This window comes from Pseudomonas sp. LBUM1671, from assembly GCF_059695685.1.
The window spans coordinates 2,444,256-2,465,714 of the sequence record NZ_CP166782.1; the positions used below are offsets into that span (position 1 = coordinate 2,444,256).

Annotated in this window: 23 protein-coding genes; 5 read left to right on the forward strand and 18 right to left on the reverse strand. The window is 58.4% G+C overall.

Annotated features, from left to right (window positions below; all coding sequences use genetic code 11):
• Window positions 1-46 precede the first annotated feature (46 nt).
• The 9 genes from ACA060_RS11240 to ACA060_RS11280 form a co-directional block, all read right to left on the reverse strand.
• Window positions 47-1,519 (reverse strand): FRG domain-containing protein, encoded by a 1,473-nt coding sequence (locus tag ACA060_RS11240; RefSeq protein ID WP_497317239.1) that lies wholly within the window; start codon window positions 1,517-1,519, stop codon window positions 47-49.
• Between the two features lie 120 nt (window positions 1,520-1,639).
• Window positions 1,640-2,002, reverse strand: coding sequence for a hypothetical protein (locus tag ACA060_RS11245; protein WP_497317241.1), 363 nt, complete (start codon window positions 2,000-2,002; stop codon window positions 1,640-1,642).
• 271 nt (window positions 2,003-2,273) lie between these two features.
• Complete coding sequence (locus ACA060_RS11250; RefSeq protein ID WP_497317243.1) at window positions 2,274-2,567, reverse strand: fructose-bisphosphate aldolase; 294 nt, start codon at window positions 2,565-2,567, stop codon at window positions 2,274-2,276.
• Between the two features lie 675 nt (window positions 2,568-3,242).
• The gene (locus ACA060_RS11255; RefSeq protein WP_109629695.1) at window positions 3,243-3,461 is read right to left on the reverse strand and encodes a PLD nuclease N-terminal domain-containing protein; all 219 of its coding nucleotides are present in this window, start codon (window positions 3,459-3,461) and stop codon (window positions 3,243-3,245) included.
• Between the two features lie 174 nt (window positions 3,462-3,635).
• Window positions 3,636-5,051 carry a purine-cytosine permease family protein gene (locus tag ACA060_RS11260; protein ID WP_497317246.1) on the reverse strand — a complete coding sequence of 472 codons (1,416 nt, stop codon included), beginning with the start codon at window positions 5,049-5,051 and terminating at the stop codon, window positions 3,636-3,638.
• A gap of 426 nt (window positions 5,052-5,477) precedes the next feature.
• The gene (gene argE / locus ACA060_RS11265; protein ID WP_497317248.1) at window positions 5,478-6,629 is read right to left on the reverse strand and encodes an acetylornithine deacetylase; all 1,152 of its coding nucleotides are present in this window, start codon (window positions 6,627-6,629) and stop codon (window positions 5,478-5,480) included.
• Window positions 6,626-7,303, reverse strand: a complete 678-nt coding sequence (locus ACA060_RS11270; RefSeq protein ID WP_497317250.1) for a DUF1028 domain-containing protein — start codon at window positions 7,301-7,303, stop codon at window positions 6,626-6,628. Before ACA060_RS11270 ends, argE begins: the two co-directional genes overlap by 4 nt.
• 162 nt (window positions 7,304-7,465) lie before the next feature.
• On the reverse strand, window positions 7,466-7,882 hold the full coding sequence (locus ACA060_RS11275) for a RidA family protein (RefSeq protein ID WP_008038953.1): 417 nt from the start codon (window positions 7,880-7,882) through the stop codon (window positions 7,466-7,468).
• Window positions 7,883-7,906: 24 nt separating this feature from the next.
• Window positions 7,907-9,217 carry a flavin-containing monooxygenase gene (locus ACA060_RS11280; protein ID WP_497317253.1) on the reverse strand — a complete coding sequence of 437 codons (1,311 nt, stop codon included), beginning with the start codon at window positions 9,215-9,217 and terminating at the stop codon, window positions 7,907-7,909.
• A 271-nt stretch (window positions 9,218-9,488) separates the two neighbouring features.
• Between ACA060_RS11280 and ACA060_RS11285 the strand changes: the two genes are divergently transcribed.
• A complete protein-coding gene (locus ACA060_RS11285) occupies window positions 9,489-10,472 on the forward strand; it encodes a GlxA family transcriptional regulator (protein ID WP_497317255.1) in 984 nt (327 codons plus the stop codon).
• A gap of 244 nt (window positions 10,473-10,716) precedes the next feature.
• On the opposite strand, the gene ACA060_RS11290 is transcribed toward ACA060_RS11285, so the two are convergent.
• Together ACA060_RS11290 and ACA060_RS11295 are read right to left on the reverse strand one after the other, a co-directional pair.
• On the reverse strand, window positions 10,717-11,205 hold the full coding sequence (locus tag ACA060_RS11290) for a copper chaperone PCu(A)C (RefSeq protein ID WP_497317257.1): 489 nt from the start codon (window positions 11,203-11,205) through the stop codon (window positions 10,717-10,719).
• The gene (locus ACA060_RS11295) at window positions 11,205-11,810 is read right to left on the reverse strand and encodes an SCO family protein (protein WP_109629716.1); all 606 of its coding nucleotides are present in this window, start codon (window positions 11,808-11,810) and stop codon (window positions 11,205-11,207) included. The genes ACA060_RS11290 and ACA060_RS11295 overlap by 1 nt, the downstream gene beginning before the upstream one ends.
• A gap of 436 nt (window positions 11,811-12,246) precedes the next feature.
• Between ACA060_RS11295 and ACA060_RS11300 the strand changes: the two genes are divergently transcribed.
• Together ACA060_RS11300 and ACA060_RS11305 are read left to right on the forward strand one after the other, a co-directional pair.
• The gene (locus ACA060_RS11300) at window positions 12,247-12,447 is read left to right on the forward strand and encodes a YbdD/YjiX family protein (RefSeq protein WP_497317259.1); all 201 of its coding nucleotides are present in this window, start codon (window positions 12,247-12,249) and stop codon (window positions 12,445-12,447) included.
• Window positions 12,448-12,639: 192 nt separating this feature from the next.
• Window positions 12,640-13,446 carry a hypothetical protein gene (locus ACA060_RS11305; RefSeq protein ID WP_497317261.1) on the forward strand — a complete coding sequence of 269 codons (807 nt, stop codon included), beginning with the start codon at window positions 12,640-12,642 and terminating at the stop codon, window positions 13,444-13,446.
• A 40-nt stretch (window positions 13,447-13,486) separates the two neighbouring features.
• Here the strand turns inward: ACA060_RS11305 and ACA060_RS11310 are convergent, their stop codons facing one another.
• The 4 genes from ACA060_RS11310 to ACA060_RS11325 form a co-directional block, all read right to left on the reverse strand.
• On the reverse strand, window positions 13,487-14,227 hold the full coding sequence (locus ACA060_RS11310) for a hypothetical protein (protein ID WP_109629724.1): 741 nt from the start codon (window positions 14,225-14,227) through the stop codon (window positions 13,487-13,489).
• Between the two features lie 253 nt (window positions 14,228-14,480).
• Entirely contained in the window at window positions 14,481-14,729 is a 249-nt protein-coding gene (locus ACA060_RS11315; protein WP_497317263.1) for a hypothetical protein, read from the reverse strand.
• Window positions 14,730-14,920: 191 nt separating this feature from the next.
• Window positions 14,921-15,346 (reverse strand): hypothetical protein, encoded by a 426-nt coding sequence (locus ACA060_RS11320; RefSeq protein ID WP_497317265.1) that lies wholly within the window; start codon window positions 15,344-15,346, stop codon window positions 14,921-14,923.
• A 147-nt stretch (window positions 15,347-15,493) separates the two neighbouring features.
• On the reverse strand, window positions 15,494-17,170 hold the full coding sequence (locus ACA060_RS11325; protein WP_497317267.1) for an MFS transporter: 1,677 nt from the start codon (window positions 17,168-17,170) through the stop codon (window positions 15,494-15,496).
• A 329-nt stretch (window positions 17,171-17,499) separates the two neighbouring features.
• Here ACA060_RS11325 and ACA060_RS11330 point away from each other — a divergent pair, with 329 nt between their 5' ends.
• Window positions 17,500-18,168, forward strand: a complete 669-nt coding sequence (locus tag ACA060_RS11330; protein WP_497317269.1) for an ATPase — start codon at window positions 17,500-17,502, stop codon at window positions 18,166-18,168.
• Window positions 18,169-18,449: 281 nt separating this feature from the next.
• On the opposite strand, the gene ACA060_RS11335 is transcribed toward ACA060_RS11330, so the two are convergent.
• A complete protein-coding gene (locus tag ACA060_RS11335; protein ID WP_497317271.1) occupies window positions 18,450-19,331 on the reverse strand; it encodes a serine hydrolase domain-containing protein in 882 nt (293 codons plus the stop codon).
• Between the two features lie 114 nt (window positions 19,332-19,445).
• On the opposite strand from ACA060_RS11335, the gene ACA060_RS11340 reads away from it, so the two are divergent.
• Window positions 19,446-20,234, forward strand: a complete 789-nt coding sequence (locus ACA060_RS11340; RefSeq protein ID WP_109629742.1) for a DeoR/GlpR family DNA-binding transcription regulator — start codon at window positions 19,446-19,448, stop codon at window positions 20,232-20,234.
• Between the two features lie 4 nt (window positions 20,235-20,238).
• Here the strand turns inward: ACA060_RS11340 and ACA060_RS11345 are convergent, their stop codons facing one another.
• Both ACA060_RS11345 and yghX read right to left on the reverse strand, forming a co-directional pair.
• On the reverse strand, window positions 20,239-20,439 hold the full coding sequence (locus tag ACA060_RS11345; RefSeq protein WP_162556148.1) for a hypothetical protein: 201 nt from the start codon (window positions 20,437-20,439) through the stop codon (window positions 20,239-20,241).
• 86 nt (window positions 20,440-20,525) lie between these two features.
• Window positions 20,526-21,413 (reverse strand): YghX family hydrolase, encoded by an 888-nt coding sequence (yghX, locus tag ACA060_RS11350; RefSeq protein ID WP_218277782.1) that lies wholly within the window; start codon window positions 21,411-21,413, stop codon window positions 20,526-20,528.
• Between the last annotated feature and the right edge of the window lie 46 nt (window positions 21,414-21,459).

Sequence of the window (21,459 nt, forward strand, 5' to 3'; positions counted from 1 at the left end):
ATTTTATAAAAAATAGATCTGTCACCTTTGTCATTAGTACCCTTATCTAAGAAAGGCCAAAGCTGTCCAATTCAGCGGGATTAAAGAGCACGATGGGTCGCTTCATGGCCAGTTGTGACGGGATCACTTCTCGAGCAAAAATCCAGGACAATCGTTTGAAGTCGAACATGAGGCGCGGATCGTGCATGTAACAGAATGCCGTGATGATGGAAACAAGCTGCGGGTTATGCAAGTTCTTCCTCCAGCCAGCGTCCAGCGCGTCAAGCAAGTTAGCATTGGAACAATAGGCTTGGGAGTACGCACCGTTCGGATTACCAAACTCAACGCGTATCGCATCGGAAATCCAACTGGAAAATGCTTGGTCTATCTTTGCGCCATCGAACGCGTAACAGTCCGATAGACGACAAAGGGTTACCAGAGCAGACATCGCAGCGGCAATATCCTCGTTCGTGTAGGGAAGGTTGCGCATGCCGTTCCACGCAGCGCGAGTCGACGCGACGAAGTGCTTTTCATCGATATTGTCGGGTAAGCCTGTAAAGTGCCACTCGACCGCCTCGGCCCTCAGCCCCGGATACCATTCAAGCGCGTTCTTTATTGATTGCTGAACCTGATAGGCAGAGTCGGGCGCTGCGTCTCCAACGCGTAAGGGTATCGGCATTCGCCGGCCGACGGTTGAATCGAAGTGTTCAATGGGGGCTCGCGACCAATCACTCAGTACATCGCTGCTCCAGTGCTCAATTGGCTTTGGAGGCGAGATGAAATAATCCTGTTGGTCCATTGAGAACTCATCCACATCAATATGTGTGAAGTTGGCCAACGTTCTCAAGAACGCTTGGTTTTCAAGCTTTCTCTCATTGAAGAAATACTGGTCCAGCAACTGCTCAAGAAAACTTTTCCCGGCGGGATAGATCTGTTCGCGGGTGGGGAATGCGGGAGCACCACTCCAGGGAAAAACGATGCGATCCATGGCGTAGTGTAAATACCACGGGTGGTCCGCGAACAAGAAACGGCCACGTTGTGACTGCAGACGCCACAGATTGGGTACGTCCACCTCCACTGGTTCGACAAGCAAAGAACGAGGATCAATGCTCTGGTTCAATTTGCTGTAGAAATCGACAAGCTCAGTTGTGTCTAGACAATAGATGACGCAGTTGCCAGGCGCTTCAGGAGGTTGCGCGGTATCGGAGGCGAAGAAACCAGCGATTGCGGGCTCGGTGGTGAAATCGATATAGGCCGTCGGAAAACCGTAATGTTGGAGCACAGCGAAAAGCGCATCTATATTCTCGGGTTCCGCCAGATACGCGAGCTGAGGTTGATCTCTGGCCCAATCGAAAAACCTGTCTAGCTGTGCCCCAAGCAGAGGCTTGGCGTTCGGGTTTTCATTCAACCGGCGCTCAAGCGAAGACTGCGGTGTCCACTCGCGCAATTGGCCTCGGAACCAGTTGTATTTACCCTCCTGTTTGAATTGATTCGCAAGCGCCACGGCTTCTTCTACGTTGGCGACGTTTATTCTCTTCATGCGTTATCCCTGAATAACTAAAGCCTGTGCTCAGACTGCATAGGGTGTATTACTACGCGTCTCTACTTTTGAAGAAATCAGAGCGCAGCAGAGTTGCCGTCTCTGGACAAAGTGAGTGGGCTACCATGCTAGTGATTTATTGCTTGCCTTTAAATTTTGCTTGTACATCATCCAGATCGTGCCGTAGTTGCACATGTCGATTTTTTCGCAGTAGTCATGGATCACAGCATTCATGATCTTACGGTCTGTGGCTTTGGTCGCTTCTTTGAAGGCGTCGAGATTCTGCTTCTCCATCATGCGCAAGGTGGTCTCCTGGCACATGTCGATTTTCTCGCAGTAGTCTTTTTTCACCGTTGCGGTGATGGAGTCGATCACTTGCTTTTTCTGAGCCTCGGAACCGTCAAAATCCATTGGGTTGAGGATTGTCGCGGCGGAGCACACGGCAGAGTTGAAGAAAATGAACGCAAGAAGCCACTTTTTCATTGAGGTGTCCTTTCCTGTTTTGGTGGGTGTCGCAAATGTTGAGCAGATCTACACGCTTGTGCAGCGCCTGTTTGTCCATGGTGTGGCAGAGTGCCATTAACTTTAAGGGAGTGGAAGAGACGCAGACCAAAGTCGATTAACCCCGATGCGCATGATCATGGCCACACATTCAGGTCGGCTCGAGCGGCTAAACCGGCACGACGGGCGATTGTTGGCGTTCAAAGAAGCACTAAAAAAACCGCAGTACGCGGTTTTTTTTTAGCGCAAAAGCTCACTGACTCTTTGGTACATCAAACCCACGCTGCTCAATCACCCGAAACACATCGCTCACATCCTGGACCATGATCCGGGCGATGTTGGTGACGGTGTTGATGTCGTGTTTGGCGTAGTCGGGGAGGCTGGTGCAGGCCATGAGGTTGAGGTATTTGAGGACGGCGTTGAGACGTTCGCTGAGGCAGTTGTGGAGTTCGCGCAGTGGCGCGTCGTAGTCGATGAGCAGGACGGGGTAGTCGGTGGCGAGTTGGGACATTGGGGTGAAGCGGCGGGGCGTGTTGTTCGTGGTCATTGGGTAGTTCTCTACGAGAGTAAATAGAGGCTCCACCTTTTTGCTGCGAAACAAGTGGGTGGCAGCTGTACGCGGGTTCGCAGACCGAGATGACCTAAACCCGGCAGACTCGAAAGTCTCCCACGCACAACCGCCATGAAATGAAACGCGGGCGAATTTTGCCAGAATTTTCATTCGACGGTTAAGGCCATCTCTTTTTTGGGCTGCGAAACCCTATCGCTAACTTTGGTCAGCGACGGGTCGAATATAGGCGGCGATTTTGGCGTCTGCAAACGGGGTTGTAGGACCGAAATCCGGATTTTGTAGGTGATGGTGGAGACTGCGTTTGGCTGAGTAACTGACGTGAATCCAGAGGTGTTTAGTGCCAGGTGAACCGTGCGCGCCGGGATTGCGGCTGCTGCGCAGCCGAACGCAGGCTTCGCCAGCTGCTACAGGATGTGGACACGTTTAAAAGTTGGGCGGGGTTTGGGGCGGCTTCGCCGCCCAGCGGGAGCAAGCTCCCTCGCCACGGCGGGTGGTTTCCTACACGATTTTCGGAAGGCAAAATCAAAAGATTATGGCTGTCGGCGGCTCATACGCTGATCGGATAGCCAGAAACAACAAAGCCCCAAATCATCGGGGCTTTGTTGTTTTGAATTGTGCAGTTTCCAAATCGTTATCGCGGACCATCCAACCTCATTGTCTAGCCTGCGGTGAATGCGGATTGTGCTCAGTGTGTTTCGGTCCCGCCAACGCCCACGCCACCAGCCCGATCAGCGGCACAAACACGATCACCACGATCCACAAGAGTTTGTTGCTCGATTTGCCTTGGGCTTTGCGCACTCGGTTAATGGCCCATAGCTCGACCAGCAAAAGAACGGCTGTGAGTACGATCCAGATTGTTTCGATTTGCATTAGTCACCCTCCAGATAGTCTTTCCGTTAGGTGGGGTGTGCTGGGCAGGGTTCATTTAATTTTGGGGAGACGTAAGTGGGATTGCTCGCGAGGGTGGTCTGGCAGGCAAAACAGTATTGGCTGTCAGGGCCTCATCGCGAGCAGGCTCGCTCCCACAGGGGATTGGGGGGTTAGTTAGATCGAGTTGGCCAGTTTTCCGGTTGAGAGGCGGCGTTTGTAGGCGGTGTCGCGGTTGGCCAGCCAATAGTAGAGCGGGGAGGTGATGAGCAAACCGACTAGCCAGGACAGGTCAGCGCCGTTGATGTGTTCGGAGATCGGGCCGACGTACAGCGGCGTATTCATGAACGGAATCTGCACCGCGATCCCGATCGCATACGCCAGCAACGCCTGCGGGTTGTAGCGGCCGTAGATCCCGCCATCGACCTGGAAGATCGATTTGATGTCGTACTGACCTTTGTGAATCGCGTAGAAGTCGATCAGGTTGATCGCGGTCCACGGCACCAGCACCACGAGCAGCACCAGCACCATGTCGACGAAGTGGCCGATGAAATTGGCGGACGCGCCGACGGCGGCGAAGCAGCAGGCGGCAAGGATGATGAGGGAGAGGACGGCACGGCTTTTCGCGGTGGGGATCCAGCGGTAGGCGAAGGTTTGCACCAGGGTGATCAGCGACAGCACGGCGCCGTAGAGGTTGAGGGCGTTGTGGCTGATGACGCTAAGCAGGAACAGCACGAGCATCAGCGGGCCGATGGAGCCGGTGGCGAGTTTGACGGCGTCCATGGTGTCCATGCCGACGGGCGTGGCGAGCACGGCGACGGCGCCGAAGATGAACGAGAGGCTGGAGCCGAGCACGGTGCCCAGATAAGTGGTCCAGAACGTGGCGGCGACGGGCACGTTGTCCGGCAGGTAGCGCGAATAGTCGGAGACGTACGGCGCGAAGGCGATCTGCCAGAGCGCGGCGAGGGAGACGGTGGCGAGCCAGCCGGAGATGTTGAAGCTGCCGCGGGTGAGGAAGTCGGCGGTTTGTACGTGGGTGAAGATGTAGCCGAAGCCGAGCACGATGCCGGCGCCGAGCACCCAAGTGCCGATGCGGTTGAGCACATGGATGAAGCGGTAGCCGATGATGCCAATGATGCCCGAACCGAGGGCGCCGATGACGATGCCGACTGGCACCGGGACGCTGTCGACCACGCCGTGCAGGGACTTGCCGGCGAGGACGATGTTGGAGGCGAAGAAGCCGATGTACATGATGCCGGCGATCAGCACCACCAGCAGCGCGCCGAGGGAGCCGAACTGGGCGCGGCTCTGGATCATTTGCGGGATGCCCATCTGCGGGCCTTGCGCCGAGTGCAACGCCATCAGCACGCCGCCGACGAGGTGGCCGACGAGGATGGCGACGATGCCCCACACCAGGTTGAGGTGGAACATCTGCACGCCGAGGGCGCCGGTGACGATGGGCAACGGGGCGATGTTGCCACCGAACCAGAGGGTGAACAGGTCGCGGGTTTTGCCGTGGCGATCTTCGGGCGGCACGTAGCCGATGGTGTGTTTCTCAATGAGCGGGGCGGAGGTTGCTGCTGTGGTAACCATGACGGACTCCAAGGCAATTTGAGTACGTGGACGTACTTCGGTGAGCGCTGCACGGGGGCGACGCTTTTCTTGTTGGAGTGGATGATGTGCGGTGGGGGCGGATAGATAAATTAGTAAGATTGTGGGTATAGACGTTAAAAAATGTATGCCGCCGGGTCGCCGAAAAACCTGTGGGAGCTAGCCTGCTGGCGATAGCGGTTTGACAGTCAAAATTGATTTGGCTGACAGATCGCTATCGCTAGCAGGCTAGCTCCCACAGGGGTTTTTGGGTGTTCAATGCTTCGTGATTTCAGGCCTGCCGGATCGTTAAAACACCACGGACCGTGTAGGAGCGAGGCTTGCCCGCGAAGGCGGCCGAACGATTCAACATCGTGGTTGACTGACACACCGCTTTCGCGGGCAAGCCTCGCTCCTACAGGTTGCGTGTCAGTCGGCGATGGAGGTCAGCATCCGTTGCAGCATGGTGTCGCAGGCAGTGAGTTGTTCGAGGCTGACGAATTCGTCGGGTTTGTGGCCCTGGTCCATGCTGCCGGGGCCGCAGACGACGGTGGGGATTCCGGCGGCATCGAACAGGCCGCCTTCGGTGCCGAAAGCCACGGTGCCGAACTCCCGGGAGTCGCAGAACATGGCGATCAACTCGGCCGCTTCGCTGTGCGCATCGGTGGCCAAGCCGGGATACGCCGACAACTGGCTGAATCGAATCTCACTCTGTTCACTCACCGCACGCATACGCGGTAAAACCTGCTGCTCGGCGTAGACCTTCAACGCCTGCGCAACCTCACCTGGATCATGCGAAGGCAGCGCGCGAATTTCGAAGTCGAAGCGGCAATCGGCGGGGACGATGTTCAATGCTTTGCCACCGGAAATCACCCCGGTTTGCACGGTGCTGAACGGCGGATCAAACCGCGCGTCGTGGAGCTCGGGTGCTTTGAGTCGGTTGCCGATCCGCCCCAGTTCACCGATCAGTTCGGCGGCGTATTCAATGGCGTTGACCCCAAGCGGCGCGTACGCCGAATGGCACGCTTCACCGTGAATATCACAGCGCATCGCCAGTTTGCCTTTGTGCCCGAGAACCGGTTTCAGTTCGGTGGGCTCACCAATGATGCAGAGCATCGGTTTGACCGGGCGCTGCTCCAACTCTGCCAGCAGCGAACGCACGCCGAGGCAGCCGACTTCTTCATCGTAGGACAGCGCAATGTGCACCGGCAGCCGCAGCCGGGCGTTCATCAACGACGGCACCAATGCCAACACGCAAGCGATATAGCCTTTCATGTCCGCCGTCCCGCGACCGAATAACTTGCCGTCGCGCTCGGTGAGTTCAAACGGCGCAACGCTCCACGGCTGGCCATCGACGGGCACCACGTCGGTGTGCCCTGACAGCACGATACCCGGCCGATCCGCCGGGCCAATCGTCGCGAACAGATTGGCCTTGCTGCGTTGCTCGTTGTAGATCAGTTCGCACGGCACATCGAAACCCGCGAGGTAGTCCCGAACAAACTCGATAAGGTGCAGATTCGATTCGCGGCTGGTGGTGTCGAACGCCACCAGGGTTTTCAGCAAATCGCGGCTTGCGCTCATCGGTCGTCTCCGGCAACGCCGTAGCCTGGGGATTTGTCGGGGGCGAGGGCGCGGTCGATGTAGTCCTGAACTTGTGGACGATAAGCGTCCCAGAGTTTTTCCAGCTGGCCGATCGGGTTTTCATCGGCCCAATCCACCCGCAGGTTGATGATCGGCCAGGTCAGTTCGCCGACCACCACCATCGCCGCCGAATGCACCGGCCCGGCTTCGCCACCGGCGACAATGGCCGCTTTCATCGCAGCGAGCAAGCGGTCGGCGAGTTGGCCTTCGCCGTGTTCGAACGCTTCGACCATGGCTTCGATCACCGCGCGGTCGGCAAGCATGTTGCCGGCGGCGACGCATTGCTCACCGGAGACGGCATTGTGCTTGCCGAGGGTTTGTGCGCCGCTGAAGTGGGCGGTCTGGCCGAGGTGGTCGATGGCGGTGATCTGGCGGTATTGGCTGTAGCCGTTGCGGGTCAACACCTTGTCCAGCGCCTCGGCGGGGGCGAGGCCTTGCTCCATGAGGGCGAGGACTTCCGGGCCTAACGACGGCAGGGTGATGTTTTGCGTCGAGACGGCGCCGACACCCGGCAGCAGCCACGGGCAGCGGGCGCCGACGGCGATGCTGGAGGAACTGATCGCAATGCCGAACTGACCGGTTTCGGGGCAACGGGCGGCGATGGAGAAGGTCATGGGTTTTGCTCCTTGGGTGGCCTTTGCAAAGTGGTTGTCAGGTCAGGCGCCATCGCGGGCAAGCCCGCTCCCACAGAGATCTTCAGTGGTCGCAGTTTTGTGCACGACGACTAACCTGTGGGAGCTGGCTTGCCTGCGATGGCCGCGACTCGGTCTACTTCCTTACTCAGGAATCACCGCAATCACATCAATCTCCATCAACCACTGCGGTTGCCCCAGCGCCGACACCACCAGTCCGGTCGAAATCGGAAACACACCTTTCAGCCACTTGCCGACTTCCTGATAAACCGGCTCGCGATACCGCGGATCAATCAGATAAGTCGTGGTTTTCACGATGTGGCTGAGGTCGCTGCCAGCCTCTTCCAGCAACTGCTTGACGTTGCGCATGGCCTGCTCGGTTTGCGCGCGCGGATCACCGAGACCGACCAGTCGGCCCTCAAAATCAGTCCCGACCTGGCCGCGAACATAAACGGTGTTGCCGGCCCGGACGGCCTGGCAAAGATCGTTGTCCAGGCTCTGATTCGGGTAAGTTTCCTTGGTGTTGAACATGCGAATTCGGGTATGGGTTGGCGTGGACATGTTTAGCTCCTGACAGAAAAAGGCTTAGGCACTGACTGTGGTTTTATGGGCGACCGGGGCCTGTTCAGTCTCGCGTTGCGCCGCATCGTGGTAGTCGAGATAAGAGCGCTGGATGGCGATGTGATCCGCCACGTACTTGGCGTCGTGCCAGACACCCCAGATGAACGAAGACCCGCGCCGCGACTGCCACGGCAGGCCGAGGAAATACACACCAGCCTCGCTCGACACACCGCGCTGATGCTGCGGTTTGCCGTTGTCGTCGAAGGCATCGACCTTGAGCCAGCTGTAATCGGTGGCAAAACCGGTGGCCCAGATGATCGAGGTGACGCCGGCCATGGTCAGGTCGAGTTCAAGAATCGGATGGGTCACGCATTCGGGATCCGGGAACACGTGGCGGGCTTCAGGTTCTTCCGGCAAGTCCAGACCGTTGCGTTCGATATAGGCGTCGGCGGCATTCAGCAGCGCCAGGTAGTTCTCATCGCCACGGGCCAGGTTGTCGGCCAGGTTCGGCTGGAACGTCGCCACGCCACCGTTGAACGATTGAGTCAGACCGACCAGCGTCATGCCGCGATGAGCCAATCCACGGAAGTCCACGGTGCGGCCGCCATGGGCGCCGCTGACCGCGATGGTCACGTGTTCCCGGCCCGGTTTCATCGCCGCTTGATCCCACTCGCCCAGCACCCCGAGCCACCAGCAGAAATCACGGTTGCGATAAGCGCGAGGAGGGCGGTCGTGAGCGCCGACCGAGAGGTAGACCTTCTTGCCGGCGCGCTGCAATTCATCGGCAATCTGCACGCCGGACGAACCCGCGCCGACCACCAGCACCGCGCCTTCAGGCAGTTGCGCCGGGTTGCGGTAGTCGGCGGAGTGGATCTGCATGAAAGGCTGATCTTTGGGCGCAATCGGTGGAATGACCGGCCGCTGGAAAGGCCCGGTGGCCGCGACTACGCGGTTGGCTTCAATCACGCCTTCGGAGGTTTCAATGGTGAAGCCCGGGCGACCGACATTGCGCTCGACTTTGAGCACGTCGACGCCGGTACGGATCGGCGCGTTGAATTTCCTGGCGTAGGCTTCGAAGTAATCGGCGACGCGTTCTTTCGGGGCAAATTCGTCGGGGCTGAGGTCGTCAAAATCAAGGCCCGGAAAGCGGTCATGCCACGCCGGACCATTCGCCACCAGCGAATCCCAGCGCCCGGTGCGCCAGCGCTCGGCAATGCGGCTGCGCTCCAGCACCAGGTGCGGCACGCCAAGTTTGCTCAGGTGTTCACTCATGGCCACGCCAGCCTGACCGGCGCCAACAATCAGCGTATCTGTTTTTATTTTTTCAGTGGTCATCTCAATACCCTTCGAAGTTGGAGTGAGGTCGCGAACGACCTGCCATTTCTTGGGCTCAAGACTAGGGATGACCCTGGTATCGGTAAAATATTATTAAGCTGGCATTTGAGTATAAATAACTGAGGCAGCGGGTTTGCTTGCGCTCTATCGAGCGTACGCCGTAGTGGCGTTGCGGGGTAAGATGGCGCTTTATCAAAGCACCAGACAACCTGTTCGGTAACGTAATGGAGTGGGGCGAGCATTGATCGAACGACGCCAATTTAGCGGAGGCATGAAGGGCAAAAACCTTCGCTACCTGAATGAGCACCCGGATGGGATCCAGCAAACGGTCCGCGCGGGATTCCTGCTGCTCGAACATTTCTCGCTGCCTGCGTTCACCCAGGCGCTGGACACGGTTGTCACCGCCAATCTGCTGCGGCCCGATTCGTTTTCTTCGCGCACGTTTGGCTTGAATGAAGGAGAGGTCGTCAGCGATCTGGGCCTGGTCATTCGGCCCGATGCCCGTATCGATTGTTCGGCGGTCAAAGAGTTGGACCTGCTGGTGATTTGCGGCGGCTACAGGACAGAACTCAAGGCCAGCGAAGGCTTGATCAGCCTGTTGCGCACGGCATCGGACCAGGGCATCAGCCTGGCCGGTTTGTGGAACGGTGCATGGTTTTTGGGGAAGGCCGGTTTGCTCGACGGTTACCGTTGCGCGATTCACCCGGAACATCGCCCGGCGCTGGCGGATTTCTGCAAGGCCACGCAGGTCAGCAGCGAGCCTTACATCATTGATCGGGACCGGCTGACGGCGTCCAGTCCTTCCGGGGCCTTCCATATGGCGCTGGACTGGATCAAGGGGCTGTATGGCAAAGCGCTGGTCGAGGGGATCGAGGATATCCTGGCGTTCGAGGAATCTCGCTACCGGCGCATCAAGCCGACGGAAAATGTGTGTGTGAGCGCGCCGTTGCGCGAGGTGGTGAAGCTGATGGACGCCAACCTTGAAGAGCCGTTGGAGTTGGAGCAACTGGCGGTTTACGCCGGCCGCTCACGGCGACAACTCGAGCGCTTGTTCAAGGAGCAACTGGGCACCACGCCGCAGCGCTATTACATGGAGCTGCGGATTACCGAAGCGCGGCGGTTGCTCCAGCATACGGAGCTGTCCCAAGTGGACGTGCTGGTAGCGTGTGGCTTTGTGTCGCCGAGCCATTTCAGCAAGTGCTACAGCTCGTATTTCGGCTACCGGCCATCCAAGGAGAAGCGACTCGTTAAATAGGATCAGCCGAGCCTAAATCCTGTGGCGAGAGGGCTTTTGTGGCGAGGGGATTTATCTGTGGCGAGGGGATTTATCCCCGTTGGGCTGCGAAGCGGCCCCCAGCGTCCATTCAGACAAACCGAGTTGTCCGGATTTACGACTGCTGCGCAGCCGAACGGGGATAAATCCCCTCGCCACAAGTAACCCTCGCCACAAAAGCTCCGCCAGGCCACAAATATGGGTGGCATTGCTTGGGTGAACAGCGTTAATGCATCTTGCTGTGATCAACCATGCCCAGTGCCCGAGCCTCAGCGTCTACCTTAATCGTCTCCTTCTCGCCCTTGGCGTTTTCCACGGTCAGGATCAGCGGGACTTTATCGCCTTCCTTAACTTGCGCCGTCAGATCCATCAGCATCACGTGGTAACCGTGGGGATCAAAACTCACCGGCTTGCCGGCCGGCAACTCGACGGACTCGACCTGACTCATGCTCATCACATCGTCTTTCATGCTTGATTGGTGAATTTGCACGATTTTAGCGACAGACGATTGCACGCTCAGCAGTTTGCTGTCGCTGTCGGCTTTCAGGGTCATGAACGCGCCGGTCGATGGCTGGCCGGCCACGGTTGCGCGGACCCAGGCGTCGTCCACTCGGGTTTGCGCCGAGACCTGCCAGGCCATGCCGATCAGGGCGCAGCCCAGGACCAGTTGCTGGACGCGTCGCGAGAAAGCAGTGTTTGCGTGGAGCGAATTCATTAGCAGACTTCCATGACGGTGAGCAGGTCTTCTGCGCACTCTTTAGCCGTAAGGGACGCGGACAGCCCCAGGCGCAGGTTGCCCCGGGAGTCGAAGACGTAGCTGGTCGCGGTGTGGGAGAGGGTGTAGGTCGAACCGCTGGGAATCTTTTCGAAGAACACGCCGAACTCTTTGGCGGTGGCGGCGGTTTCTTCCAGTGTGCCGTGCAGCGCCTCGAAACTCGGGTCGAACGATTTGACGTAGGCGTCGAGCATTTGCGGGGTGTCGCGTTCGGGGTCGAGGGTGATGAAGATCACCTGCAACTTCTCGCCATCGCGGCCCATCAGTTTTTTGGCTTGCGCCGCACGGGCCAGGGTCGTGGGGCAGACCGCCGGGCACTGGGTGAAACCGAAGAACACCATCGGCATCAGGCCACGATAGCTGGTGAGCATCTTCGTTTCGCCCTGGGCGTCTTTGAGCTTGAAGGTACGTCCCATGATCTTGTCGCTGAGGTCTTTGCCATATTTGAACGACAGCTTGGGGCTGTCATCGCAGCCGGCGAGCAGGCCAAGACCCAACAAGCCCATACCGCGCAGGACCGTGCGACGGGTAAACAACGTACTCATGGAAAAACATTCCTGTGTTGCGACGGGAAATCTACAGCGCCTGAAGAGTCAGACGAAAAAAACGCGTGGATATTAACAAACTGTGGCCGTACGTCGCGCATTGTTGGACGAGGGGCGGGTTGGGTACAGGTGCAGTAACTGCAGAAAACTACAGATCAGCAGAAAAGCGACCGACCATACCGCGATCCCCTGTAGCAGCTGGCGAAGCCTGCGTTCGGCTGCGCAGCAGTCGTAAACCCAGAATGCACGGAATGCCTGACACACCGCATCGCCTGATTTTACGACTGCTGCGCAGCCGAACGCAGGCTTCGCCAGCTGCTACAGGTTATGCGTTGCGGTTGATCGCTGGTATTGGACACATTGTCGCGCGGACACATTCCAGATACATAAGTGCGCTTTCATGGGCACGTCCCCCCATCACAATGAGAGCGTTGCCATGTTCCGTAAACTGCAACAAGCCGCCCGCGTCCTCCGCCAGAGCGCACGTTTGATGGTCGGCGTCCCCGATTACGACAACTACGTCGCCCAGATGGCGCTCAAACACCCGGAACAGCCGGTGATGAGCTATTCGGCGTTTCTTCGTGAGCGTCAGGAAGCCCGTTACGGCGGCAAGCAATGCACCACGCGTTGCTGCTGAATGCCGCCGGGAATGCGCTGATCACCACAATCTCCTCGCCATTGCGTTACGGCTGCTAAGCTTCGACGTTGCAGCGTCCGAGCCTTCTCGGAATCGGGCGTTGCGCGTGGCCATGGAGTACGACTTCAGTATCAATATCCACTTCTGACAGGGGTGGCGAACGATTGTCGGTAACCTGCACGGAGGCAGGCAATGGTGATCAAGCACGTAGGCCATTCGAGTGCCGAGGGTATTCCCGAGCCACTCGATCGTGAAGAGATGGAACGGGTGCTGGCGTTGTTGCTGGCCAGTCCGGTGTTTGCCAAGTCCAGGCGCATGGGCAGTTTGTTGCGGTTCCTGGTCGATCACGATCTTCAATTTTCCAACATTCCGCTCACTGAACATGCCATCGGCATTGCGGTGTTTCGCCGTGACCCGGCGGTTTACTGCACGGGCGATGACCCGGTGGTGCGCGTCCAGGTGGGCCGGTTGCGGCGCAAGCTCGCGACCCATTACGCCACCCTGGGGCAGCAAGACCCGGTTCGTTTGAGCATACCGGCCGGTTGTTATCGACTGGCTTACCAGCGGCTCAGGCCCAAAAGCACCTCGACTCGCCATCCTGTCCTGCAGATCCAGCCATTTACCTGCATCACCCGCGACGGCGATGACTTCACCCGGGGCTTGTGCGAAGAGCTGAGCTGCCGGCTGTTCGAGTCGTTCGAGCAGACGCAAAGCCATGGTAACCATGTGTTGATGAAGGTGCCGCGAAGCAGCATTAAGGCACTGGACGTTATGCGAGCCGGGCGCGGTAACTATTCCCTTGAAGGCAGCGTGAGGGTGGAGCCGAGCCGTGTCCGGACGTCGGTGCGCCTGATTGATGTCGCTCAGGGGCGCATCCGCTGGTCCGAGCAGTTCGATCGCAATCGACCTTACGGCATCGCGACCCAGGAAGATCTGGCGGAATCTATTTGTCGATCATTGACGGGCTATTTCGCCAGGGGCGGTGGTGACGTTTCCTGAGTAGAAGGGGCAACCGCGAGGTTGCCCCTCGATGCGACGGCTATATCGTTTTCCATTCGCCGCCTTCGTAGAGGCGGGCTGCATCATTAGCGAAGGTAAGGTCGATTTCGATGGACTTGGAGCGTGAGGTGCTGAACATGGTGCTGGTCTGCATATTCTGTTCGAACCACACGAGAATGGTCTCGACGGGGGTCAAAACGGTGTTGCCGGTGACGACCTGGTTGACGGCTACGTAGATGGGTGTACTGATCTGAGTGCCATCGATGCCCGTAGACAACTGATTAACTCCTGGGTGAATGGGCGCGTAGTTGTTCACCATTGTGAAGGAGGTGGCAGGGCCGCCTGTCACCGCAGGGCCCATCACACCACTGGAATCGAGTATCGCGGTTTGCCCAAGGCCAATGTCGACGGGTTTGGTTGAGGCTTTGACTGTTACGTTGTCCTTGAACACGTTGGAGGCAAACAACTGATACTGAGGCGTCCAGCTGAAGTCGTTGTTGCTCAGGTATGCGTCATAGGACTGCCAGACCACGTTGTAATCTTCGGTACCCACCTTTTTGGCAAAGCACAGCTTGTATTTAGACTGCTTGAGCATTTTCAGATCAGCGTCGGCGATCTCGATCGTGACCACTTTTTGAGTAGCTGCCAGAGTCGACCTCAACACCTTGCCATAGTCGGCAGGGCTCAAGGCCGTGGTGGCTCCAAGAATCGCCTGGACGGCCTCTTGCACGTCATTTTGAAGTTGTTGGCTACGATTGCTTACTGCGGTTGACTTGCTCATGGTTTCCCTCTTCCTTGGTTGTGTTGGGCAATCAATGGGCAGCGGGCAGCGAATCCGACAAGTGATCGGGCAGCACCCTCTAAACACATTGACGGCTTCACAGTAGGCGCAGGATTCAGGGCGGCGAAGTGTCTTGGCGTTACAGGGGGGAGGGTGTTTGAACCGGCGAGGTAACAGCTTGCGTAACCAGGTTGTATCAAGGGGATCTGTGATTGAAACAGCGGGGCGGCCGTGCGGCCGCCCCACCGTGGCGTCATGCCGCCGGGCTACTCACCTTCGCGTCCGCCCAGACGAAGTTCCAGCTGGTTCGTTTGCCCTTGGCAATCTCGATCAGCTTGTTCTCATACACGGTGTGATTGACCGTGCCGGTGTAAGTCAGCTTCCGGGCCGCGTTGCTCCCGGTGACTTCCCCGGGTTTGCCGCCAGAGTCGGTCATGGCCTTTTTCATATCGGCTTCCGACGGGGCGCTGCTCTGGTTTTTTTCAACGGTTACGAAACTCATGGTGTCACCTCTTCCGTGATGGGGGGATCGGCGGACAGCAGGGGCGAGAGGTTTTCTCGATCCTGCCAACACACCGAAGCCAATACTCTATTGGCCTGCCGGGCACCGCAGAAGTGACAACTCGGTCGGTAAGGTAACAACGCGGATACAGCGAAAAGCGCAATGTAACGGCGACGTATCAGCCGGCGACATCACTTCGCTTTCCAGTGCCCACCGCCCGATTCGCAATCGATCTTCGATTGGTTCAAGTGTTCCGCGCCGTAGTAATACGTAGTGACTTGGGCGTTGTCGGGAATATTCAGCGACTTGCTGTTCTTGTCCTTGCTGGTGGAGTGAGGGTTGGCCAGGGATTCCTGGGTCAAGGTCGCGATGCAGGTGGCCTGGTAATGGTCGTCACACTGTTCGACTTTTTTCTTGGTGCTGCTGAGCATTTCCTTGCTCTCGTTGCTGCATGACCAATCGATGGCGTTCACCGGCATGCCTTTGTACTCATAACAGCTATGGGACTCGACCACCGGAACGGAAGGGCTTTGGGATCGGGTCAGGACGTCACAGCCTTCAGCGAATACCAGCGTGGGGCTCAGGCTGGCGAGCAGAAACAGCAGTCTACGGTTCATCGGGATTACCTCTCCAATGGCGCTGCTCAAGATCAAAGATCGGCGCTTATAGGGTTTCGAATACGTGAAGAGGCGTGGGGTTCAATTCGTTTTGTGATCCCGCAGAAGGACTGCCCTCTCGCTCGCACGAGAGGGCAGGTGCCAGGCTCAGGTGTGATGAATCTCCCGGTCCTTGGTTTCCGGCATGAAGCATATGCCCAGAACGGCCGTCATCAAGGCGATGACGATCGGGTACCAGAGGCCGTAGTAGATATCACCCGTGGCCGCGACCATGGCGAACGCCACTGTCGGCAGGAAGCCGCCGAACCAGCCGTTGCCGATGTGATAGGGCAGCGACATCGAGGTGTAGCGGATGCGCGCCGGGAACAGTTCCACCAGCCAGGCGGCGATCGGGCCGTAGACCATGGTCACGTAGATCACGAGGATGGTCAGGAGCAGCAGGACCATTGGGTAATTGGTCTTGGCCGGGTCGGCTTTCTCGGGGTAGCCGGCCTCTTTGAGCGAGGTGCCGAGGGCGGCGGTGAAGGCGTCGTTCTTGGCTTTGAAGTCGGTCGCCGGCATGCCGGTGCCCTCAAAGCTCTGGATCACCTTGTCGCCGATGCGTACTTGCGCGACGGTGCCCGGTTCGGCTTTCTCGTTCTTGTATGGGATGGCCCGTTTCGCCAGTACCGTTTTGGCGAGGTCGCAGGAGCTGGTGAATTTGGCCTTGCCCACCGGGTCGAACTGGAACGAGCACTGGTCGGGATCGGCGATCACCGTGACCGGGTTCTTCTCCTGCGCGACGAACACGTCGGGGTTTCCGTATTGGGTCAACGCATGGAAGATCGGGAAGTAGGTCAGCGCCGCGATGATGCAGCCGGCCATGATGATGCCCTTGCGGCCAATGCGATCGGACAGGCTGCCGAAGATGACGAAGAACGGCGTGCCGATCAGCAGCGAGCCGGCAATCAGCAGGTTCGCGGTCTGTGGGTCGATCTTCAGCGTTTGCAGGAGGAAGAACAGCGCATAGAACTGCCCGGTGTACCAGACAACTGCCTGGCCAGCCGTACCGCCGAGCAGAGCCATGATGACGATTTTCAAGTTGTCCCAGCGGGCGAAGGATTCGGTCAGCGGCGCCTTCGAGGACTTGCCCTCAGCCTTCATTTTCACGAACACCGGCGACTCGCTCAGTTGCAAGCGGATGTACACCGAGACAATCAGCAGCAGGATCGACAGCAGGAACGGAATCCGCCAGCCCCAGGCCTCGAAGGCTTCGTTGCCGAGGATCGTCCGGCAAGCAAGGATCACCAGTAGGGAAAGGAACAGGCCCAGGGTCGCGGTGGTTTGAATCCACGAGGTGAAATAACCGCGTTTGCCTTTCGGCGCATGCTCGGCGACGTAGGTCGCCGCGCCGCCGTACTCGCCACCCAGCGCCAGGCCTTGCAACAGGCGCAAGGTGATCAGGATGATCGGCGCCGCCACGCCTATGGTCGCGTAGCCGGGCAGAAAGCCCACGATGGCGGTGGAGATACCCATGATCACAATGGTGATGAGGAAGGTGTGCTTGCGCCCGATCATGTCGCCCAGTCGACCGAACACGATCGCGCCGAAGGGACGCACCGCGAAGCCCGCGGCGAACGCGAGCAGCGCGAAGATGAAGGACGTTGTCTCGTTGACGCCTGCGAAGAAGTGCTTGGCGATGATCGCGGCCAGGGAGCCGTAAAGGTAAAAGTCGTACCACTCGAATACGGTGCCCAGGGACGAGGCGAAGATGACCTTGCGCTCCTCCTTGGTGATGCCGTGGTGGGGCGCGCTGCCCGTGGAAGTGTTGTCGATTGCGGCCATGAGTCTTCTCCGTCGTTCTTGTTATAGGCCGGAGTACCTAATACCTCTTTGCCGCACCCAGGCCCTTGGGCTGTTATCGTCGGATTACGGATTTCGCGAAGCATGCACACAGGTTGACTGCCTCGCATCGCTGCAAGGTTTCCTGAAGCATAATCGGCTTCGCGCAGATATCCACTCGCCATCACTTTCAACCGCTGGATCAGGCCGCAGGGCTCACTTCGCAACCATTCGTTTAATCAATAATCACCATCAAGGAAGGCAAGTTCCGTTTTTCTGTCATGAGAGGAGGATAGCGTCATACCAAAGTCGCCTCTGAAGGAACCTGCGCGATGAGAATCTCTACCATGTTGGCCCTGGCCGCCGTTTTGACCGGCAGTGTTGCCGCCACCGCACCGGCCTACGCGGCTGACCCGTCCTGCCATTTCCTGCCGATGGCCGACAGCCCCGCCAGCTTGCAGCACACTCAATCGGTGGGCGTGCTCTACAGCGAAAACACCCTGAATACCCTCGAATACCTTGAGCAGTACCATTCTGTCGCGCTGAACGGTGCGAAGAACCCTGCGCTGGATTCGCGCATCAGCAACGCCTTCGTCAACAGCTCCGATCCGAAACGGGCGATCAACTGGCTGATGGGCTCGCTGCAGAAACAATTCGCTTCGGTGACCGTCTACGACAACCTCGACGCCGTGGTGCAAGCCCATCCCGATGTGGTGGTGATGCTCGACACTTACAGCCGTCTGGTGTCCAAGCGCAACAACCAGGTCGAAGCGCGTTTCCTGGCTAAGTTCTACGACTCGAACCTGCAATACATCGGCAAGGCCGAGGGCTCACGTGAACAGCAGATGCCTTCGGTCTGGGTGCAAGGCAAAGCCGCCCCGGAGATTGCCGCGCAGATAGACCAGCAAAACGTGGTGCAGGTGAATGCGTTGAAGCAGTTTGATGCGTCGTTGAAGGCGCTGGTGACCTCTGGTAGTGGGGCGCAGGTCGCCAGTTACTGATGCACATTCAACGTGATCCGTTAATCCGCCAAATTTGTGAATTTTCCACATCGAGGTCTGACTGCGCACAATCCTGTGGCGAGGGGGTTTACCCCCGTTCGGCTGCGCAGCAGTCGCAAATCCTGCGCACGCGGTTTATCTGAATAAATGCGGTGGCAGGTTTTGGGGCCGCTGCGCGACCCAACGGGGGCAAGCCCCCTCGCCACAGGTTTTGTGTGCTCCCCTGCATTGAGGTATTGCCGCCCCCCTTGAGGCGGAGGGCGGTCAGATGATTCTCGGATTTATTCAAGTGCCGCGTTTATCAGGTGGCGCACGACCTCGGCCTCCACAGCCCCTTCGTTGCCGCTTTCATCAAAAATCGCGCAACTCGCCGAACGGCCGCCATCGACGCAGCGGTAGACCGCAATGACGCTGCCTGGTCCAGCTCCCGTGTGACCGCTCAAGGTGAGCCCACCCTCCACAGTGCCCTGCATCAAACCAAGGCCGTAACCCGGAGCAACCCAGGGACGTCCAGCCATCGGTCCGCCCAGCGTGCGTACGGTTTGCATCTCCCGCAGCAATGCTTGCGGCAACAGATCTCCACCCAACAACCGGTCCAGGCACAGGGCCGCGTCAGCAAGCGAACCGACCAGCAAACCGTGATAGACCCAACCCGGATCGTAACTCGCGGCCGCTCCCATCTTCACGCCATCCAGATCGTCGCGCTTCGTGGCCAGGCGCACCCGCGATAACCCGAGAGGGGACAACACGCGTTGCGTCAGTGCATCCTCAAGCGCGACACCGGTCACTCGCTCAATGAGTCTGGCGATGTACAGATAGCCCACGTTCGAATATCGCCAGCCGTCTCCCGGTGCATAGCGCAACCGGGCGGCATCCAGCCGCTGCAGCATTTCAGCGGCTGGCCAAGATGCCTCATGGCGAGAAACAGCGGCGTGGTAGTCAGCGAGTTCACCATAATCCGCCAACCCCGCCTCATGCCGCAGCAGTTGACGCAACGTGAAAGGACCTTCAGGCACAACATCGTCCAGACCGATCAATCCATCACGCACCAACGACAACGCCGCGGCGGCGAGCACCGTCTTGGTGAAACTCCACCACGGCACGGTTATGTCGGGCTGTTCAAGCGTGAGGAGTGAACCGTTTGAGACAAGGGCGAAATGCATGGGGTGAATGCTCTCGATGGACGCGCCGGGGAGTTTGCCAGAAAACAAAACCGCGATTGTGTTTGCGCAGCGCTTTGGCTAATCTCGCACAAACACGCAAAATCAGGCGCAAACATGCAAGATCAGCATTTGGCAAATGAGCTTCCTTCCGTGCGCCGGCAAAAAATCCTTCTGATTCTTGAGCGCGACGGCAAGGTCATGGCCTCGGAATTGAGCCAGCATTTCGCCGTTTCAGAAGACACCATTCGCCGCGACCTGTCGGAGCTGCACAGCGCCGGTCTGGTGCAACGCGTGCACGGTGGGGCGCTGCCTCGTCCCAAGGACACGGGCAAGGATTTCCTCACTCGGGTGGGTGAAACCGATGAGGTGAAAGTGCACCTCGCACAGCTCGCCGCGCGACACGTCCGGGACGGTCAGATCGTGATGTTCGATTCGGGAAGCACCACGCTGCAGATCGCCCGGTCCTTGCCTTCGACTATTTCCATCACGGCCATCACCACATCGCCGTTGACCGCGATTACCCTCGCGGAATACCCAGGCATCAAGGTGATTCTGGCGGGTGGGCAACTTAACCTGGCGACGATGTCGGTCAGCGGTCACGAGACCGTGCGTTTGTTGCAGGGCATCAAGGCTGACGTGCTGTTTACCGGGGTGTGTGCGATTCATCCGGAGGTCGGCATCAGCTCGCTGCATTTTGATGAGGTGCCCGTGAAGCAGGCGCTGTTCGACAGTGCCTCTCAAGTGATCGCCGTCACCACGGCCGACAAACTGGGGGCGGTGGAACCGTACATCGTCGTGCCGTGCTCACGTTTGCACACCCTGATTACCGAGCGTCACGTGGCGTCGGGCGACATCGACGACTATCGCAAGCTGGGAATCGAAGTGGTGCAAGCGCACGCCTGAGCGATCAGCCATGCCCCAGCGCAATCGCAAACGACACCACGATCAAGCACGCAAACGCAAAATTGATGTTCATGAAGCTTTCGCCCGAATTATCAGAGGTGGCGCCATCCTGAACTCGCCGCTGAAAAATAAAAAATTCGGCTTCATGATTTAAAAGATCGAAGCAATTGATAGCTGGGTCGCCCACACCTGCAAACAACCCCAAAGATCGCCGCCTCGTTTCACTCGACAGCTGCTACAAGCAACCGGTGTAGCAGCTGTCGAGTGGAACGAGGCTGCGATCTTTCGAACTTAAATCAGGTATTTGTTGAACCAGGCCACTGTCCTGTCCCACGCGAGTTTCGCCGCGGCTTCGTCGTAGCGAGGCGTGGAGTCGTTATGAAAACCGTGATTGCAGCCCGCATAAATGTAGGCCTCGTACGTCTTGCCCGACGCCTTCAGCGCTTTCTCATACGCCGGCCAGCCTTCATTGATGCCCTTGTCCAGTTCACCGTAATGCAGCAGCAACGGTGCCTTGATTTTCGGCACATCCTCAGCCTTTGGCTGACGGCCATAAAAGGGCACGGCCGCCGCCAGTTCCGGATACGCCACCGCCGCCGCATTGGAAACGCCGCCGCCATAGCAGAACCCGGTGATGCCGACTTTCCCGGTGGTCTTGTCGTTTTTCATCAGCCATTCAATCGCTGCGAAAAAGTCATTCATCAGTTTTTCCGGGTCGACAGCCGCTTGTAACTCCTTGCCTTTTTCATCGTTGCCCGGATAGCCGCCCACCGAACTCAGGCCATCGGGGGCGAGGGCGATGAACCCTGCCTTGGCAACGCGTCGGGCGACGTCCTCGATGTAAGGATTGAGCCCACGGTTTTCATGCACCACCACCACCGCCGGCACCTTGCCGGTGGCTTTGGTCGGGCGCACCAGATAGCCGCGGACATTGCCGTGGCCCTTGGGCGATGGATAGGACATGTACTCGGCGAGGATGTCCGGGTCGGTGAATTCAACCTGCTCGGCGAGCGCGTAGTTCGGGCTCAGGGCGGCGAGGAGGGCGCTGGCCGTCAGACCGCCCAACGTGAACAGCGCCGCCCGATCAAGAAACTCGCGCCGGTTGATCTTGCCGTGCGCGTAGTAGTCGTAGAGCTCAAGCAATTCCGGGGCGAAGTCTTTGGCGGTGAGACGGTCCATGGGGGCGCTTCCCGTTGGTTCAGGATCTGAATCAGTAAAGCAGTGT

What these genes read in the sequence shown, in the direction of transcription:
- ACA060_RS11240 (WP_497317239.1), bottom strand. Translation starts at nt 1,519, where the DNA reads ATGAAGAGAATAAACGTCGCCAACGTAGAAGAAGCCGTGGCGCTTGCG.
- ACA060_RS11245 (WP_497317241.1), bottom strand. Translation starts at nt 2,002, where the DNA reads ATGAAAAAGTGGCTTCTTGCGTTCATTTTCTTCAACTCTGCCGTGTGC.
- ACA060_RS11250 (WP_497317243.1), bottom strand. Translation starts at nt 2,567, where the DNA reads ATGACCACGAACAACACGCCCCGCCGCTTCACCCCAATGTCCCAACTC.
- ACA060_RS11255 (WP_109629695.1), bottom strand. Translation starts at nt 3,461, where the DNA reads ATGCAAATCGAAACAATCTGGATCGTACTCACAGCCGTTCTTTTGCTG.
- ACA060_RS11260 (WP_497317246.1), bottom strand. Translation starts at nt 5,051, where the DNA reads ATGGTTACCACAGCAGCAACCTCCGCCCCGCTCATTGAGAAACACACC.
- argE (WP_497317248.1), bottom strand. Translation starts at nt 6,629, where the DNA reads ATGAGCGCAAGCCGCGATTTGCTGAAAACCCTGGTGGCGTTCGACACC.
- ACA060_RS11270 (WP_497317250.1), bottom strand. Translation starts at nt 7,303, where the DNA reads ATGACCTTCTCCATCGCCGCCCGTTGCCCCGAAACCGGTCAGTTCGGC.
- ACA060_RS11275 (WP_008038953.1), bottom strand. Translation starts at nt 7,882, where the DNA reads ATGTCCACGCCAACCCATACCCGAATTCGCATGTTCAACACCAAGGAA.
- ACA060_RS11280 (WP_497317253.1), bottom strand. Translation starts at nt 9,217, where the DNA reads ATGACCACTGAAAAAATAAAAACAGATACGCTGATTGTTGGCGCCGGT.
- ACA060_RS11285 (WP_497317255.1), top strand. Translation starts at nt 9,489, where the DNA reads ATGAAGGGCAAAAACCTTCGCTACCTGAATGAGCACCCGGATGGGATC.
- ACA060_RS11290 (WP_497317257.1), bottom strand. Translation starts at nt 11,205, where the DNA reads ATGAATTCGCTCCACGCAAACACTGCTTTCTCGCGACGCGTCCAGCAA.
- ACA060_RS11295 (WP_109629716.1), bottom strand. Translation starts at nt 11,810, where the DNA reads ATGAGTACGTTGTTTACCCGTCGCACGGTCCTGCGCGGTATGGGCTTG.
- ACA060_RS11300 (WP_497317259.1), top strand. Translation starts at nt 12,247, where the DNA reads ATGTTCCGTAAACTGCAACAAGCCGCCCGCGTCCTCCGCCAGAGCGCA.
- ACA060_RS11305 (WP_497317261.1), top strand. Translation starts at nt 12,640, where the DNA reads ATGGTGATCAAGCACGTAGGCCATTCGAGTGCCGAGGGTATTCCCGAG.
- ACA060_RS11310 (WP_109629724.1), bottom strand. Translation starts at nt 14,227, where the DNA reads ATGAGCAAGTCAACCGCAGTAAGCAATCGTAGCCAACAACTTCAAAAT.
- ACA060_RS11315 (WP_497317263.1), bottom strand. Translation starts at nt 14,729, where the DNA reads ATGAGTTTCGTAACCGTTGAAAAAAACCAGAGCAGCGCCCCGTCGGAA.
- ACA060_RS11320 (WP_497317265.1), bottom strand. Translation starts at nt 15,346, where the DNA reads ATGAACCGTAGACTGCTGTTTCTGCTCGCCAGCCTGAGCCCCACGCTG.
- ACA060_RS11325 (WP_497317267.1), bottom strand. Translation starts at nt 17,170, where the DNA reads ATGGCCGCAATCGACAACACTTCCACGGGCAGCGCGCCCCACCACGGC.
- ACA060_RS11330 (WP_497317269.1), top strand. Translation starts at nt 17,500, where the DNA reads ATGAGAATCTCTACCATGTTGGCCCTGGCCGCCGTTTTGACCGGCAGT.
- ACA060_RS11335 (WP_497317271.1), bottom strand. Translation starts at nt 19,331, where the DNA reads ATGCATTTCGCCCTTGTCTCAAACGGTTCACTCCTCACGCTTGAACAG.
- ACA060_RS11340 (WP_109629742.1), top strand. Translation starts at nt 19,446, where the DNA reads ATGCAAGATCAGCATTTGGCAAATGAGCTTCCTTCCGTGCGCCGGCAA.
- yghX (WP_218277782.1), bottom strand. Translation starts at nt 21,413, where the DNA reads ATGGACCGTCTCACCGCCAAAGACTTCGCCCCGGAATTGCTTGAGCTC.